Origin of the sequence: Ruminobacter amylophilus (genome assembly GCF_900115655.1) — a bacterium.
In the GTDB taxonomy this organism is placed as follows: domain Bacteria; phylum Pseudomonadota; class Gammaproteobacteria; order Enterobacterales; family Succinivibrionaceae; genus Ruminobacter; species Ruminobacter amylophilus.
The window spans coordinates 1-15628 of record NZ_FOXF01000055.1; the positions used below are offsets into that span (position 1 = coordinate 1).

Below are 15628 nucleotides of genomic sequence, written 5' to 3' on the forward strand. Positions count from 1 at the left end.
AACTTTGTCGAGGAATAAAATATTGTAAGCTTTTCCATTGAATGTTATACCTTCATCAAACTGTTTTATTTTGTATTTTTTTAATGAAGGAATACCGATTCAGATCACTGTAGGTTAAATTTTTATTAGTGGACTGCATATAAAAAGCCCCGCCAGAGTGGAGTGCCCCCCATAAGTTGAACAAATAAAACTTATGCTTATTCTAAGGCTGAATTTCTTACTTCACAAGGAGTTCGGCCTTTTAATTTTTTCTGTATTCTATCATTGTTGTAATAATGGATATATTTCTCCATCGCATCTTTAAGTTCGTCTAGAGTGTTAAACTCATATTCATGTCCATAAAACATCTCGTTTTTCATCTTTCCAAAGAAATTTTCCATAATGCTATTGTCATAGCAGTTACCCTTGCGAGACATCGACTGAATGATACCTCTTTCTCTGAGCATGGAATGATACTCGAACATTTGGTACTGCCATCCTTGGTCAGAATGAAAGATAAGCCCTTCAAGTTTTTGATGTTTTTGAAACGCTTTTTTCAACATATCCGTTGTTTGAATGAAATTCGGTGATTTTGAAATATTGAAAGATACGATTTCTGCATTGTGCATATCCAAAATCGGGGACAGATAAAGCTTTCCCGCTGCGATGTGAAATTCAGATACATCGGTGGTCCATTTCTGATTTACGTCTGTAGTAGCAAAATTCCTTGTGTAATATGTTTTATGTTTTTCTGTGTCGATAACCTTGTTAAGAAGCAGATTTTTAACGGTACCATTGAAATCGCCTTTGTATGACTTATACTTTGCTCTGGGAGTAATACCCCTAAGCTCATATTTTTGCATCAAGCGTTGAACCTTCTTATGATTTACATTGTAACCTCGGCGAACCAATTCTAGGCTGATACGACGATAGCCGTAGCGCTTCTTATGTTCAGCATATATTGATTTGATCTTTTCTATAAGCTCTTGATTCTTTTCGTCTTTGTCGATTTTATTTATCGTATAGTAGTAATCAGAACGAGTCATATGCGGGATATCAGGTATACCGTTGATGGTTGCTAATATAAAACGTAAAGAGCATTTCAATTCTTGCCTTAACTCAGTGATAGCCTGTGCTACCTCTTCTGCTCTCGCTTTTCCCTTTCCGAAATTAAGGCGTCTAATTTTTTTAAGTATTCGTTCTCTATCAAAAGTTTCATATTCTGCTTCTGAAGCTCCTGTATCCGCTTCAGTAATTCTGCTTCTGATTCTGTCTTCGGCTGATTCTTTTTGGCCATAACGTCCTCGCTTTTTTTCGATGACATTATAACCGTTTTCTATGTAAGACTTAATCCATAATGACAATGTACCTTTGCTCGGAATCGCCAGAGACAACGAAACTTGTTTTATACTTTCATGTTGTATCAAAACTCTCCGGATTGCTTCTTCCTTAAATTCTGCTGAATACTCCCTATTTTTCTTTTTCTGAACTACAGATATTCCATGAATATCAATTAGCTTTACTATGTAGGTCACTGAGGTTCTGTCGCATTTAAATAGTGTTGCAAGTCTTATTGAACTGTAATGATCTTCTTTCCAAAGTCGATACATCTCGACTTTATCTTCGTACGTAAGCTTCATAAATATAACCCCCGAAGTTTTGTTCAACTTTCGGGGGGCACTCTAGAGGCGGGGCTTGAACTAAACTTTTATAAGTTTATACTCTAACCAATCAAATTAGCAGAGGTTTTCCTTGATGCAGGTAGAAACGGTCTTGGTGTTATTTCTCTTCCAATCGATGATGCCGTTATCTGCAGCGCCAAAGAAAGGTTCGATCTGGATTACAGCGCCATTTAAACCATTACCCTTGATAGCTGTAGCCGTAATTACACCATCTTTGTCTACATCGATCTGAGCAACATACTTGGTCTTGTAGTTAGTATTAGTGTCGATCTTCCATCCGTTACCATTCTGGCCATTAGCACAACCTGTTTCACTATCTACTTCAACTGCTTTAGAGGCCGCGAATTTTGCACCTAAATCGAAAATACAGATTTCAACCTGCTTCTGAACACCGGCAACTGCAGTGGTAACTTCAGTGAAACGTGCACGAGCCATGTAACGGGCATATGCAGGAAGAGCGATTGCAGCTAAGATACCGATGATGGCGATAACGATCATTAATTCGATGAGGGTAAAACCTTTAGTCTTTTTCATGATAATTTCCTTTTATCTGAAAAATTACAATAAAAAATTCCTTTAAATTATTAAAGGAATTTTCAAAAAGTTAATGCGAATTTAATAATGATTTATGAACTGAAATTCAGGATTAGTTATCCTTTGTTTTTATCAAATCATGAACATAGGTAATCCATTCCTTCATAAGTTTTTTTCTCTTATTGTACAGATACGAACTCAGATCTCTGTTATAGAGTTCCTGTACACGATTCCATGTTTTATGAGTAAGAACACACTCGGAAGTTAGACTGTCTTTATTGTTGCGGGAGGCCCATGTGCTGAAAATAGCTCTTATACCATGAGCAGTCTGAATTCCCCGTAGTTCTGTCTTGATTAAGTAACATTCTAATGTTGATGTATGCAGTTTTCCTTTATTTCTATTGGTAAAAATATAATCATCAGGATTTCCTGGACATGAAGCAATTATCTCTACGAGTAACTCCTCGAGAATCGGACACATAGGAATATCAAAGCCAGCTTTCTTTATTGTTTTTGTTTTGGCTATATGAAGGTTGTGTCTTTTAAAATTAATATCTTTTACCTTTATGGATAAAATCTCGCTTTGTCTTAGACATAAGTAAAAAGAAAGAAGGAGCAGGTTATTGACCTGCTTATTCTTAGGATGTCTTGCAGAAAAAACTCTGAAAATATATTGAATATTTTTACCTATATTCTTATTTACCATTGCCCTCTGAGGAATTTCGTACTCATCTTTCTTTTTCATGTTGACTATTTTGGCCAGGTTTCGAATATTTTTGAAACTAACATCTTCATGGGCAAGAGTTGCATAGTTCATTATCATTATAAGTAAGGAAATTGCAGCTGAAGCAGTTGAATTCATCCCCTTATTTAAAATTGGCATAATTATGATGTGGCCGAGTCTGCTCATTGTCATAGCATCAACAGAATTAAAAGAATCATAATGCGGTGCAATATGGTTCCTGATTAAACGACCGTAAGTCTTCTGAGTAGATTCACTGTTGTGAGAGCGACTAATTAAAAATTCCTCACATAAAATTCTGAGAGAAGGATTGGAATTACTGACTTTATGACTAATTGTACTCAGCCCCTCTGTCATATTTTCGTTACCTATTTTTCTTAACATAGTCAATTTTCCTTGGTTGACATATATAATAATTAAACATAACCTGATTTCTATTTAGATTTTAATAAACAATTCTTTGAGTAATATGGGTTTACTTTTTTATTAAACAAAAATAAAAATCATATTATTATATGTAAAATATATGCGTTGAGATGAGTTATTAATCCTTAAAGAATTACCATAAACTTATGATTTTAAGTTTTAGGAAAACTGATATGATACATAATATAAAAAGACGAGAACAAACCTGTTCTCGCCTTTCAACAGAAAAATCAGATACGCTTAGGTATTACTTGGCTTCCTTATTTTCAGGAGAAACAATATCAAGTAATTCAACGTCAAAAATTAGAACAGCATTATTTGGAATAGCAGGAGATGGGCTGTGATCACCATAAGCAAGGTTAGCTGGAATATACAGTGTTGCCTTAGTACCTACAGGGAATAACTGGAAGGCTTCAATCCATCCCTTAACAACCTGACTTAACTTAAATTCTACAGGCTGCTTTGATTCATCAAATACGTTACCGTCAATGGTGGTACCGCGGTAGGTTACTCTAATGGTATCGTTAACTGTTGGGGTTGCACCTGTACCCTTGGTAATAATCTTGTACTGTAAGCCAGAGTCAGTTACAACTACACCTTCGTTAGCCTTATTCTTTTCAAGGAACTCCTGACCTGCCTTAAGATTCTTTTCATCTTCAGCAACACGCTTTTCTTCTGCCTTCTTTCTTATAATCTGGTCAAATTCCTGCATGGTTGCCTGCATGTCTTCTTCAGACAAGGCTGGTTCCTTACCATTTATAGCTTCATTGAATGACTTGGCGATAAGGTTTTTATCAATGGAAACACTGAATTCCTTATTAAGATCGTCAAGTCCTTTAGCAATGTTCTGACCATAAAAATACCCCATGGAAACTGCAACCTTGTCATTAAAGGTTAAATCTGAGGCTTCTTTCTTGGCCGGAGCGGTCTTTTCCGCTGTGTTGTTTGCGGTAGCGGTATCAGCAGTCTGTGCCTTTGAATCGTCTAAATCACATGCACTAACTGATAATGCAACAAGAGATGCTAAAATTGATAATGATAACTTTTTCATATTTATAATAGTCCTATATGGTAAATTAATTTCATCAGTTAAACACTGGTACGGATTATCTAAACTTAAAAAAGCATTTAACCAATGACAAATTTTTGTTATTTCATAAAATTTGCTAAAATGTATTGTACTTCATTTTAGTGTATCTTCAAATTTTTAATTAAATATAATCCAAATATGTTAATTAAACCTGATTTAGTTGAAAGTCTCGAATCCAAAATTGCTTACCTTGAATATAACCTGGAAAATATCAGTAACGAAGTTTATGAATTGAGACAGATAATAGAAAAACAGAAAGTTCAGATTAATTTCCTGGCAAACAAATTAAAGGCTGTTGAAGTCACCAACGTTGCATCAAGAAGCGAAGAAACGCCTCCGCCTCATTATTAGCATACTGGAAACAGGTAACTAAAAGTGACTGAAAGAGTTTCTGTCGATATGACGTGATACAGCTTTTCCGTTTTCTGTAAAAGTTACTCTGTTTCCTTTGGATATTCTGTTATCTGACAACTCTTTGATGGTGCCGACCCTGTATATTTTCGGGGCTTTGCCGGATTTGTAGTCGTCTTGCCATAAAAGATAGTCTTTCTCAGAAAGAGTAAAACAGATTTCGTAGTCGTCTCCTCCGTTCAGAGCATAATTCAACTGTTCGTCTGCAGGCAGATTATGAAGAGCTTCGGATATTGGAATATCTTTAATATCAATTTCTGCTGATTTTTCTGAACTGTCCAGAATATGTTTCAGGTCACCAAGAAAACCGTCAGAAATATCTAAAGCTGAATTTACGCGATATTTGTGCATGAAAGGAACGAGATCCATTCTCGGATTAGGATAGTCCAGAAGATTAAAAGCTTTTGCCGAATCAGGATTGCCATGTATTTTTGATTTATCGTATCTTAATGCCACACCGTAAGCAGCTCCTCCCAGAGCACCGCTAACGCAGATTACATCATTATCTCTTGCCCCGGATCTCCTAATCGCTTCATTGCATGGAGTTTTTCCCATAACTGTTATGGTTACGGATAACGGACCTCTGGTTGTATCTCCACCGACCAGAGAAATTCTGAATCTGTCAGCAATGGTAAACAATCCTCGTGAGAATTCAGCAATAAAGTCTTCGTTACTGTCAGGAAGTGTTAATGCAAGAGTAAAAGCTACCGGCTCCGCTCCCATTGCCGCAAGATCCGAGAGATTAACAGCCAGTGATTTGAAACCTATTGCAAAAGGATTGGTATCTTTAAAAAAATGAGTTCCTTCCAGAAAAGTATCCGTGGAAACAGCCAGAACATCACCATGCGGGATGTTTATAAGGGCACAGTCATCTCCTATCCCCAGCTGTACACAATTCTGCTCGAGGTTAACTTCATTGGAGTGAAGCGTAAAATATTTTCTGATTAATTCAAATTCACCCATTCTGAACTCTTTATAACGTATAAAACTGAAGAAGTTGTTTATTGGTAAAAATAAAGAATCTATAACTCGGATTATAGATTCTTTATTAACACATTAATAACAGCATTCAGTTACAGTTGTCTTCGAAATTACTGCTTTTCAGTTTCCTGAAGCTGCATGTTCTTAACAACCTTGTCAAGCACACCGTTAACAAACTTGTGGCTGTCCTGAGCAGCAAAATCCTTTGCTAAAAGAATTGCTTCATTGATGATTACACGATACGGAACATCCTTGCTCTGGAACAGAAGTTCGTATGTGGCAAGACGCAGAATTGACTTGTCAACCATATCCAAATCTTCAATACTTCTTGAATTAAGATAAGGTTTGTATGTCTTGTCAATTTCATCAACGTGAGTAATAGTACCAACAATCAACTGATGCAAGTATTCTTTATCAGTTTTGTCGTCAACAGGTTGATCTTCGAGAAACTGTTCTTCAATTACTGAAGCCAATTCCTTGGTGATTTCCCACTGGTAAAGGGCCTGCATGGCAAAATGTCTGGCTCTGTGTCTCTGACCTGGATTCACAATAAAATCTCCGCTAACATTAAATCTGTTTTAAAACATTAATCATTTCAAGAGCGGCTGAAGCAGCTTCAGCACCTTTATTACCAGCCTTAGATCCAGCACGCTGTACAGCCTGTTCAATATTTTCAGTTGTAAGAATACCGAATGCTACAGGGATTTCCTGCTCAAGCATAACCTGAGTCAGTCCCTTAGAACTTTCATTGGCCACAACTTCGAAATGATAGGTATCACCTCTGATTACGCAACCTAAAGCTAAAATGGCATCATATTTTTGGGTTTTGGCAGCTTTCTTTACTGCTAAAGGAATCTCTACGGCACCAGGAACTCTGATAATTGTTACGTTATCATCTTTTACCTGACCTATACGGCTTAAAACATCAAGAGCACCAGATACTAAATGCTCGTTTATAAAGCTGTTAAAGCGTGATACAACAATTGCAATTCTGGCATCTGCTGCAACTAAGTTTCCTTGGATTTCCTGCATGTTCTATAACCTCATCAAAACACAAATTACGTTTTTCACTTACTCCTGAAAAACATAAGTCTATTCTACCATAAAAGACAGATTTTATTACTATGTTACATGCCTTCTGTCTGTAACAAATATTGAGAATGAAAAACGTAACCTCATTTGTATCATGTTCTTGCGGTTAGATACTTACTTCTCGACCATTAATTCTGTACAGCCCTTCATGTACATAGCTTAAAGTAAGCTTCATTCCTTCAGCAAAATGGCTTCCTTCATCATTCCACAGACCGTCCTTAACGTAAATATTCACAGCTTTACCTATACAGACACCTGTTTTTTCAAAAACTTCTTTTTCGGTTAATTCACATTCTATGTACGCCAGCGCATCAGGAAGTACCTGTAAATTCAGTACAGGTGAAGAATCAGGCTTAACTCCAGCCCAAACAAATTTATCACCAACGTCGCGACCATGAACAGAACCGACCTTGTTAATTATCTCAATGTCCTTTTCTGAAGGAATAGAGATTACGAATTTACCGTTGGCCAGAATATTTGCGGTGGTGGTATGACCGCGATCAAGCACAACCAGAACCTGATCGGCATCAAAAGGGCAATTCCACGCAGCCGTCATGACATCATGAATTCCGTCTGAAGATACAGATGAAATATTGATAATCTGTCCCCCGCACAGCAGGCGGTTAGCAGCTCTGACATTTATTTTCTTATACATGTTCACCAGTTCCTTTGGTTATTGTTGATTTAATAGGTTACATAAACCCGTTTTCCATTAAAAATGAAGCTGTCATGGTACTTTTCTTCTTGTTGTCATGCCCATGATTCAACAGACGTTCCAGATACCTTGCAAGTACATCAACTTCAATATTGACCTTATCACCTACATTCCACATGGTAGCATTGGTTATATCATGAGTGTGTGGGATAAGAGTAAGTCTGAATGCATCACCTTTAACCTCATTAACGGTAAGACTTATTCCATTAATGGTTATAGATCCTTTTATTGCTATGTATCTGGATATATCCTCCGGGGCATTTATCCAGATATCCACAGCATTATCGGTTCTGGACATGCTGCTAATGGTACCCACGCCATCAACATGCCCCTGAACTATATGCCCACCCATATGCGTGGTTGGAGTAAGTGCTTTTTCTAAATTTAGTGTGGCACCAGGATTTAGATATTTAAAAATTGTGCATTCAATGGTCTCATGTGAAACATCAGCAACAAAGCTGTTTTTTCCTAGCTTAACCACTGTCAGGCATACACCGTTACAGGCAACAGAATCGCCTATAGCCACATCAGAAAAATCAAGATCCTTTGATTCTATGGATATTTCAGCGCCTTTCCCGTTGAATGAAATGGAAGTTATTGTTCCTAGTGCTTGAACTATACCGGTAAACATTACAGCCTATTCCTTAATAATATACTCTAATTTAATATCATTACCAATTTGTGTGCATTTTGCAAGCTTCAATGAATTAATTTCATCCATAGACTCATAACCTTCCAGTTTACAAAATGAAATCGCATCATCCCCAAGTAATTTGGGTGCTATATATAAAATAAGACTGTTTATTAAATTATGGGAAAGCATAAATTTGCAGAATTTTGGACCTGATTCAATAAGTACATTGCGAATTTTTATTGAATGCAGATACTTCAGAACCTGCTCTATATCAAGATCATCAGAATTATTTACGGCAGGCACATACAGAACATTGATTTTTTCTGTAAGTTTTTTCTCTGAAACATCCCGATTGTCCGACGGATACACCAGAAGAACATCACCTGATGAACTGAATATTTTTTCTTTTAAAGTTAAAACCTTACGTTTATCAACTATCACCTTTAATGGTCTGACAACATATTCTTCCGGTACGGATAACTTAACTGTTTTCGGAAACTCATCAGTTCTTACGTTCATCGACGGGTCATCTGCAATAACGGTGGCTGCTGTTGTAAGAATTGCCTGATGCTGTGCTCGGAGTGTCTGAACATCTGCGCGGGATTCCGCAGAGGTAATCCATTTACTGGCTCCGTTTTTTAAAGCAATTCTACCATCCAGACTAATCCCCATTTTCTGTGTTACATAGGGAATTTCATGTTCCATGGCATAAAGAAAAGGAACATTAATCCGGCGGGCCTGATGTTCACAGATGCCTACAATGACTTCAATTCCGGCATCTCTGAGAATGTCAAATCCTTTACCGCTTACCAAAGGATTCGGATCCGTCATTGCACACACTACTCTTTTAACTCCTGCTTTTACAAGAGCAACTGCACACGGCGGTGTCAGACCAAAATGAGAACAAGGTTCTAATGTAACATACGCTGTTGAACCACTGGTATCATTTCCCTTATTACGTGCATCTGCCAAAGCATTAACTTCAGCGTGTCCGGTACCAGCCTTTTTATGGAAACCGGAGCCTATAATTATTCCGTTTTTGGTAAGTATGCATCCCACACATGGATTTGGCAGAGTGGAATATTTTCCCTTTTCAGCCAGGGCAAGAGCCTGTAACATGAAAGATTGATCTGTTTCTTGCTGTAAATTTGAGATTGTCATATTAAACTCGGTACTCAGGATTAGTTATCGGATTAATTTCTGAAAAGGATACAGAATATATCTACATCTGTTTTTCCAGTTTGGATATTTCTTTGCTGAAATCCTTAAGATTTTTAAAACTCAGGTAAACTGAAGCAAAACGAATATATGCCACAGGATCCAGGTTCTCCAGCTCTTCCATGACCATTTTACCTATAAGGTTTGATGGGATTTCCTTTAATTTGCTGGACCTCAGTTTAGTTTTAATTCGATTTATGGCATTATCAACCTGTTCAGTTCCAATTGAACGTTTTTCCAGAGCTCGCAACATACCAGCACGGATCTTTTCCTCATTAAAAGGTTGTTTTATTCCATTGCTTTTGATTATTGTCGGCATTGTTATTTCAGGCTGCTCAAATGTGGTAAAACGTTCGTTGCACGAAAGACACTGCCTGCGTCTTCTTACCTGAAATCCTTCAGAAGACACTCGCGTATCAATTACTTTTGTATCTTCAGCATCACAAAATGGACAACGCATAAACTCCCCCTCGATTAAACTTTTTATTATTATATAAAAAAAGTCCTAAAGAAAAATCTTTAGGACTTATATATTCATAAAAATACGTTTAATCAGCTACAGTATTAGTGCTTCTTAACGTAAGTAACAGGAGCTTCACCAGTTACATCAAGGTAGAAGTCATATTCGCCATCTGCATCAGGAGTTACCTTAACTTCTTCGAATACAGACTTTGGATTAAGAGCTACAGGTTCACCACCCATTTCGAATACACCAGGCTGGTCTCTGTAACCAAAGTTAGTACCAGCACTCCAACCAGAGTCAGCAAACTTAAACTTATATGGAGCCCAGTCAACCTTTAATTCAGCGGTAGCAACGTAAACACCGTCAGAAACCTTCTTTACGAGGTACTGAGGCTGTGCGTTCCAGTCGTTCATTTCGCCACGAAGATAAATAGGAGCGCCGAATACATCAGCACCACCTTCAGCTCCTGCTGAAGCGCCGTCACTAGCACAACCTGTTAAAGCAAAAGAGCCAGCTGCAATAGCTGCTAATAATAATTTCTTGTACATGTCAATTCCTTTGATAATGTTGAGGTTATATATGATTTTATAATTTTACGGCAAAAATTATAGTGTTATAAATCACAAAAAACAAAACCCAAAAGTTAAAAAAACATTAACTTTTGGGTGATAGCTTTATTACTCGCCGTCAAGCTTTCTCTCGAGATAATGAATGTCGAAACATCCTTTGTTGTAGGTGGCATCATCCATCAAATCAAGAAGAAGGGGAACATTGGTTTTAATACCATCAATTACCAGTTCATGCAGAGCCTGCTTCATTCTTGCAATGGCTGATGAACGGTCATCATTGTAGGCTATGAGCTTGCCAATCATAGAATCATAGTATGGTGGAACCACGTAGTTCTCATAAATGTGAGAGTCCCAGCGAATTCCAGGACCACCAGGAGTATGCAATCTGACAATCTTTCCTGGAGAAGGAATAAATGTACTAGGATCTTCAGCATTGATACGGCACTCGATTGCATGGCCCTTGAGACTGATATCCTTCTGTGAGAATGAAAGCTTCTCACCGGCAGCAATCTTTATCTGTTCCTTCACGATATCAACACCGGTTACAAGTTCTGATATAGGATGTTCAACCTGCACACGGGTATTCATTTCCATAAAGAAAAACTGTCCGTTTTCATATAAGAATTCGAAGGTGCCTGCACCGCGGTATCCGATTTCATTACATGCCTTGGCACATCTTGAGCCGATGTCATCACGCTGTTTCTGGGTGATTTCAGGAGCAGGAGCTTCTTCGATAACCTTCTGGTTTCTTCTCTGTACGGAGCAGTCACGTTCACCAAGGTATACGGAATTTCCCTGACCGTCTGAAAGTAACTGGAACTCAACGTGTCTTGGGTTTTCGAGGAATTTTTCCATGAAAACATTAGGATTGTTGAAGAATGAATCAGCTTCTCTCTGGGTTAAAGCAATAGTGTCCGCAAGATCTTCTTCCTTGTATACAACGCGCATACCACGGCCGCCACCACCGCCTGCAGCCTTGATGATGACAGGATAACCAATCTTCTTTGCCAAAGCCTTGTTTTCTTCAATATCATCAGTAAGAACACCAGTCCCCGGAACACAAGGAACACCGGATGCTTCCATGGCCTCAATTGCAGATACCTTGTCTCCCATAAGTCTTATGGTATCTGACTTCGGACCGATAAAAATAAAACCGGAACGTTCTACAATTTCTGCAAATTCAGCATTTTCAGAAAGAAAACCATAGCCAGGATGAATTGCATTAGCACCTGTTACTTCCGCTGCAGCAATAAGAGAAGGAATATTCAGATATGATTCCTTTGCCGCTGCAGGTCCGATGCAGATTGCCTCATCAGCGAGTTTTACATGTTTCAAATCGCGGTCAGCAGTTGAATAAACAGCAACAGTCTTGATGCCAAGCTCCTTACAGGCACGCAGGATACGCAAGGCAATTTCACCGCGGTTTGCAATCAAAACCTTTTCAATTTTTGCCATATCACGCCCCTGCTGTTATTCGATAATGAATAAAGGCTGGTCAAATTCAACAGTTTCGCCGTCTGCAACAAGAATCTTCTTGATAACACCAGTCTTGTCAGCTGCAATCTGATTCATGGTCTTCATGGCTTCAATGATGCAAACAGTTGCACCTTCCTTAACAGAAGCACCTTCTTCAACGAAATTAGATGCATCAGGACTTGGTCTGCGATAGAAAGTACCAACCATTGGTGATTTCATTACATGACCAGAAATGGTATCAGCACTGTCATCAGCTTCGGCAGCAGCCGGAGCTGCCACAGGGGCAGGAACAGCAGCAGGAGCTACATAAGCGGCCGGCTGTGCTACAGGAACCGGTACGGAAACAGTATTGCTGGTACGGGTAATCTTAATCTGTTCTTCACCTTCCTTTAATTCAAGTTCAGCAATGTCAGATTCAGAAACGATCTTGATCAATCTGGAAATTTTGTTGATATCTATTTGCATATTAATTACTTCTCTATTGTTATCCGTTAATTCTTTAAAATTTTCTTAATGGCAGCACGAAGAGCGTACTCATAGCCATCAGTACCAAATCCGCATATCACACCTGTTGCTATATCAGACAAGTATGAATGATGTCTGAATTCCTCTCTGGCATGCACATTGGAAATATGGACTTCAAAAAATGGAATTTTCACACCGAGCAATGCATCACGAATTGCAACGCTTGTGTGTGTAAATGCCGCAGGATTAATGACGATGTAATCGACATTTCCCATAGCACTATGAATCTTGTTGATGATCTCGAATTCTGCATTTGACTGGAAGGTTTCCAATTCAACGCCATTCTCGGAAGCTATAGATAAAAGCTTTTCATTAACTTCTTTCAGACCTGTTGAACCGTAAATTCCAGGTTCCCTGACTCCAAGCAGATTTAGATTAGGTCCGTTCAGAACTAGTATCTTAGACATAACAATCCTATTAATTTAAGTCAGTAGTTACACTAACGTTTTAAATCATTTAAAGCAGAATTTAGACAAATTCAAATCATTAATGTGTAGTAAAACGATAATTTTGACTTTTATAGTTCCAATACTCTAAAAAAGGCATTTTACCCTAATATTATCAAAAAGACTCTTTTTTTGCTTAAAATTAGCAATTTTCCATGAATTTGATACAGTTTTTGGTAAAAAATCATAAAAAACTGAAAAAACTGCTAGATTTTTTAAAATGTATTCTTGTGATTTTCTAAAGTTGTTTTACGTAGAATCAGGTGTCTGATTTTCATTTTTCGATATGGACTGATAAGCAAAGAAATTTACTAAAAATATAGAAGGATTTGCGAATTATGAAAAAAGCTACCAGATTAAATTTGTTCAATTTATAACAGGTTATAAATTTTCTAAACAAAATAACGTTTTTCATAACTGATTAGTTTCTAAACAACGAAAAAAACCGTATCTTTCAGTTCAGAAGCATGCTGATTATCATATTTAACTGTTATTTTCTCCACAAAAACAGTAAAATACGAGCATTGATTTTGGGATTTCCCCGATTTGTTTCTTATTAATTGTTAATAATGGAGTTTTTCATGCTTAATCAGGCAAAAAACATTGCAGCGTATGATCCTGAATTATGGGCTGCCATTGACGGAGAAAACCGTCGTCAGGAAGACCATATCGAGCTTATCGCTTCTGAAAACTATGTTAGTAAGTGTGTAATGGAAGCTCAGGGTTCTCAGCTTACCAACAAGTACGCAGAAGGTTACCCTGGAAAGCGTTATTACGGCGGTTGTGAATATGTTGATCAGGTTGAAGCATTAGCTATTGCTCGCGTTAAGCAGCTTTTTGGTGCTGATTATGCTAACGTTCAGCCTCATTCAGGTTCACAGGCTAACGCAGCCGTTTACATGGCATTGGTAAAGCCTGGTGATACCATTATGGGTATGAGCCTTGCTCACGGCGGTCATTTAACTCACGGTGCAAGCGTAAGTTTCTCAGGAAAGATTTACAATTCAGTTCAGTATGGTGTTGACGATAACGGCAACATCGATTACGACGACGTACTGGCAAAGGCTAAAGAATGTCAGCCAAAGATGATCGTTGCAGGCTTTTCTGCATACAGCGGAATCGTAGACTGGGCAAAGATGAGAGAAATCGCTGATGCGGTAGGTGCATATCTTTTTGTTGATATGGCTCATATTGCAGGTCTTGTTGCCGCAGGCCTTTATCCAAATCCATTACCACATGCACACGTTGTAACTTCAACCACTCACAAGACCTTAGGCGGTCCAAGAGGCGGTATTATTCTTTCAAACTGCGGTGATGAAGCAATTTATAAGAAATTAAATTCTGCCATTTTCCCAGGTAGCCAGGGTGGTCCTTTAATGCATGTAATCGCAGCTAAGGCTATTGCATTCAAGGAAGCCATGGAACCAGAATATAAGGAATATCAGGCTCAGATCCTTAAGAACGCAAAGGCAATGGTTAAGGTATTCCTGGATCGCGGATACAAGATTGTTTCCGGCGGTACTCATGACCATTTATTCCTCGTTGACTTAATCGGTCGTGAATTCTCAGGTAAGGATGCTGACGAGGCACTCGGCAGAGCAAATATTACCGTAAACAAGAATTCTGTACCAAATGATCCACGTTCTCCATTCGTTACTTCCGGTTTAAGAATCGGTACTCCAGCTGTAACCCGTCGCGGTCTCAAGGAAGATGATGTTACTTTACTTGCCAGCTTAATGTGTGACGTACTGGATAACATCGGTAATGCTGAAGTAGAAGCATCTGTTAAGGCCAAGATCGTGGATTTATGCCACAGATTTCCGGTTTACAACAAGTAAGCGTTAACCGCTTGTGAGACATTAGCCATATTGCTCGTGAGACAATATGGCTTTTTTATTAAAAACCAAGTCAAAAATTGATCTAAATCACAAAAAATCATATTTTTGCAATTTCTTAAAATTATTCAAGCTACAATTAAAAGCGTTGGGAGGGAGCAACGAGAAATACGAAACTTCCTACTCCCAAGCAACATTTTAAATGGATTCAAAATTAAGATAAAAGGAAATTATCATGAAAAAGACTAAAGGTTTTACCCTCATCGAATTAATGATCGTTATCGCTATCATCGGTATCTTAGCTGCAATCGCTCTTCCTGCATATGCTCGTTACATGGCTCGTGCACGTTTCACTGAAGTTACCACTGCAATGGCTGGTGTTCAGAAGCAGGTTGAAATCTGTATTTTTGACTTAGGTGCTACTTTTGCCGCAAACGCTGCAGTTGTAGTAGATAAGACTGCAACTGGCCACAATGCTGGTTGTGCTAATGGTGAGAATGGTAACGGTTGGAGCATCGGTGTTGCAACTGACTATGCTACCAAGTATGTTAATAACATTACTGTAACTGGTGACGGTGTAATCACTGCTACTGCAATTGGTGGTAATGGTTTAAATGGTGCAGCCATTCAGATTCAGCCTTTCTTTGGTGCTGTAGATAATGGTATCATCGATTGGAGAAGAAATGACACCGATACAGTTTCTACCTGTATCGCTCAGAATCTTTGCTAATTTAATAAGTTAGTAATTAAATTTCTAAGTATCTGATTTAAACCCCGCTTAATAGCGGGGTTTGTTTATATTAATAATGT

The 15628-nt window shown here is 38.2% G+C and carries 18 protein-coding genes; 3 read left to right on the forward strand and 15 right to left on the reverse strand.

What is annotated here, in order from left to right; genetic code table 11:
* Positions 1-197: 197 nt before the first annotated feature.
* The 4 genes from BMY80_RS10285 to BMY80_RS10300 form a co-directional block, all read right to left on the reverse strand.
* A complete protein-coding gene (locus BMY80_RS10285; RefSeq protein ID WP_245730141.1) occupies positions 198-1619 on the reverse strand; it encodes an IS3 family transposase in 1422 nt (473 codons plus the stop codon).
* Positions 1620-1715: 96 nt separating this feature from the next.
* Positions 1716-2195 (reverse strand): pilin, encoded by a 480-nt coding sequence (locus BMY80_RS10290; protein ID WP_093143380.1) that lies wholly within the window; start codon positions 2193-2195, stop codon positions 1716-1718.
* 112 nt (positions 2196-2307) lie between these two features.
* Complete coding sequence (locus BMY80_RS10295; RefSeq protein ID WP_093143382.1) at positions 2308-3321, reverse strand: tyrosine-type recombinase/integrase; 1014 nt, start codon at positions 3319-3321, stop codon at positions 2308-2310.
* Positions 3322-3610: 289 nt separating this feature from the next.
* A complete protein-coding gene (locus BMY80_RS10300; protein ID WP_093143385.1) occupies positions 3611-4414 on the reverse strand; it encodes an FKBP-type peptidyl-prolyl cis-trans isomerase in 804 nt (267 codons plus the stop codon).
* Between the two features lie 177 nt (positions 4415-4591).
* Here BMY80_RS10300 and BMY80_RS10305 point away from each other — a divergent pair, with 177 nt between their 5' ends.
* A complete protein-coding gene (locus BMY80_RS10305; protein WP_031579980.1) occupies positions 4592-4804 on the forward strand; it encodes a SlyX family protein in 213 nt (70 codons plus the stop codon).
* An 18-nt stretch (positions 4805-4822) separates the two neighbouring features.
* Here BMY80_RS10305 and thiL read toward each other — a convergent pair whose 3' ends face one another.
* From thiL to aroQ, 11 genes are all read right to left on the reverse strand, one after another.
* On the reverse strand, positions 4823-5827 hold the full coding sequence (gene thiL, locus BMY80_RS10310; RefSeq protein ID WP_093143387.1) for a thiamine-phosphate kinase: 1005 nt from the start codon (positions 5825-5827) through the stop codon (positions 4823-4825).
* A gap of 128 nt (positions 5828-5955) precedes the next feature.
* A complete protein-coding gene (gene nusB, locus BMY80_RS10315) occupies positions 5956-6393 on the reverse strand; it encodes a transcription antitermination factor NusB (RefSeq protein WP_093143390.1) in 438 nt (145 codons plus the stop codon).
* A gap of 19 nt (positions 6394-6412) precedes the next feature.
* Positions 6413-6877 (reverse strand): 6,7-dimethyl-8-ribityllumazine synthase, encoded by a 465-nt coding sequence (gene ribH / locus BMY80_RS10320; RefSeq protein ID WP_031579983.1) that lies wholly within the window; start codon positions 6875-6877, stop codon positions 6413-6415.
* Positions 6878-7043: 166 nt separating this feature from the next.
* The gene (locus BMY80_RS10325; protein ID WP_031579984.1) at positions 7044-7592 is read right to left on the reverse strand and encodes a flavin reductase family protein; all 549 of its coding nucleotides are present in this window, start codon (positions 7590-7592) and stop codon (positions 7044-7046) included.
* A gap of 37 nt (positions 7593-7629) precedes the next feature.
* On the reverse strand, positions 7630-8283 hold the full coding sequence (locus tag BMY80_RS10330; protein WP_031579985.1) for a riboflavin synthase: 654 nt from the start codon (positions 8281-8283) through the stop codon (positions 7630-7632).
* A gap of 6 nt (positions 8284-8289) precedes the next feature.
* Entirely contained in the window at positions 8290-9447 is a 1158-nt protein-coding gene (ribD, locus tag BMY80_RS10335) for a bifunctional diaminohydroxyphosphoribosylaminopyrimidine deaminase/5-amino-6-(5-phosphoribosylamino)uracil reductase RibD (protein WP_093143392.1), read from the reverse strand.
* 61 nt (positions 9448-9508) lie between these two features.
* The gene (gene nrdR, locus BMY80_RS10340) at positions 9509-9964 is read right to left on the reverse strand and encodes a transcriptional regulator NrdR (RefSeq protein WP_031579987.1); all 456 of its coding nucleotides are present in this window, start codon (positions 9962-9964) and stop codon (positions 9509-9511) included.
* 104 nt (positions 9965-10068) lie between these two features.
* Positions 10069-10515 (reverse strand): early set domain-containing protein, encoded by a 447-nt coding sequence (locus tag BMY80_RS10345; RefSeq protein ID WP_031579988.1) that lies wholly within the window; start codon positions 10513-10515, stop codon positions 10069-10071.
* Positions 10516-10644: 129 nt separating this feature from the next.
* Positions 10645-11991 (reverse strand): acetyl-CoA carboxylase biotin carboxylase subunit, encoded by a 1347-nt coding sequence (gene accC, locus BMY80_RS10350; RefSeq protein WP_031579989.1) that lies wholly within the window; start codon positions 11989-11991, stop codon positions 10645-10647.
* A gap of 15 nt (positions 11992-12006) precedes the next feature.
* Complete coding sequence (gene accB, locus BMY80_RS10355) at positions 12007-12471, reverse strand: acetyl-CoA carboxylase biotin carboxyl carrier protein (protein WP_031579990.1); 465 nt, start codon at positions 12469-12471, stop codon at positions 12007-12009.
* A gap of 32 nt (positions 12472-12503) precedes the next feature.
* Positions 12504-12944 (reverse strand): type II 3-dehydroquinate dehydratase, encoded by a 441-nt coding sequence (gene aroQ / locus BMY80_RS10360; protein WP_031579991.1) that lies wholly within the window; start codon positions 12942-12944, stop codon positions 12504-12506.
* Positions 12945-13564: 620 nt separating this feature from the next.
* On the opposite strand from aroQ, the gene glyA reads away from it, so the two are divergent.
* A complete protein-coding gene (gene glyA / locus BMY80_RS10365; RefSeq protein ID WP_031579992.1) occupies positions 13565-14821 on the forward strand; it encodes a serine hydroxymethyltransferase in 1257 nt (418 codons plus the stop codon).
* Positions 14822-15053: 232 nt separating this feature from the next.
* Positions 15054-15548: a pilin gene (locus tag BMY80_RS10370; protein WP_093143395.1), complete on the forward strand. Its 495-nt coding sequence runs from the start codon at positions 15054-15056 to the stop codon at positions 15546-15548.
* The last annotated feature ends 80 nt before the right edge of the window (positions 15549-15628 follow it).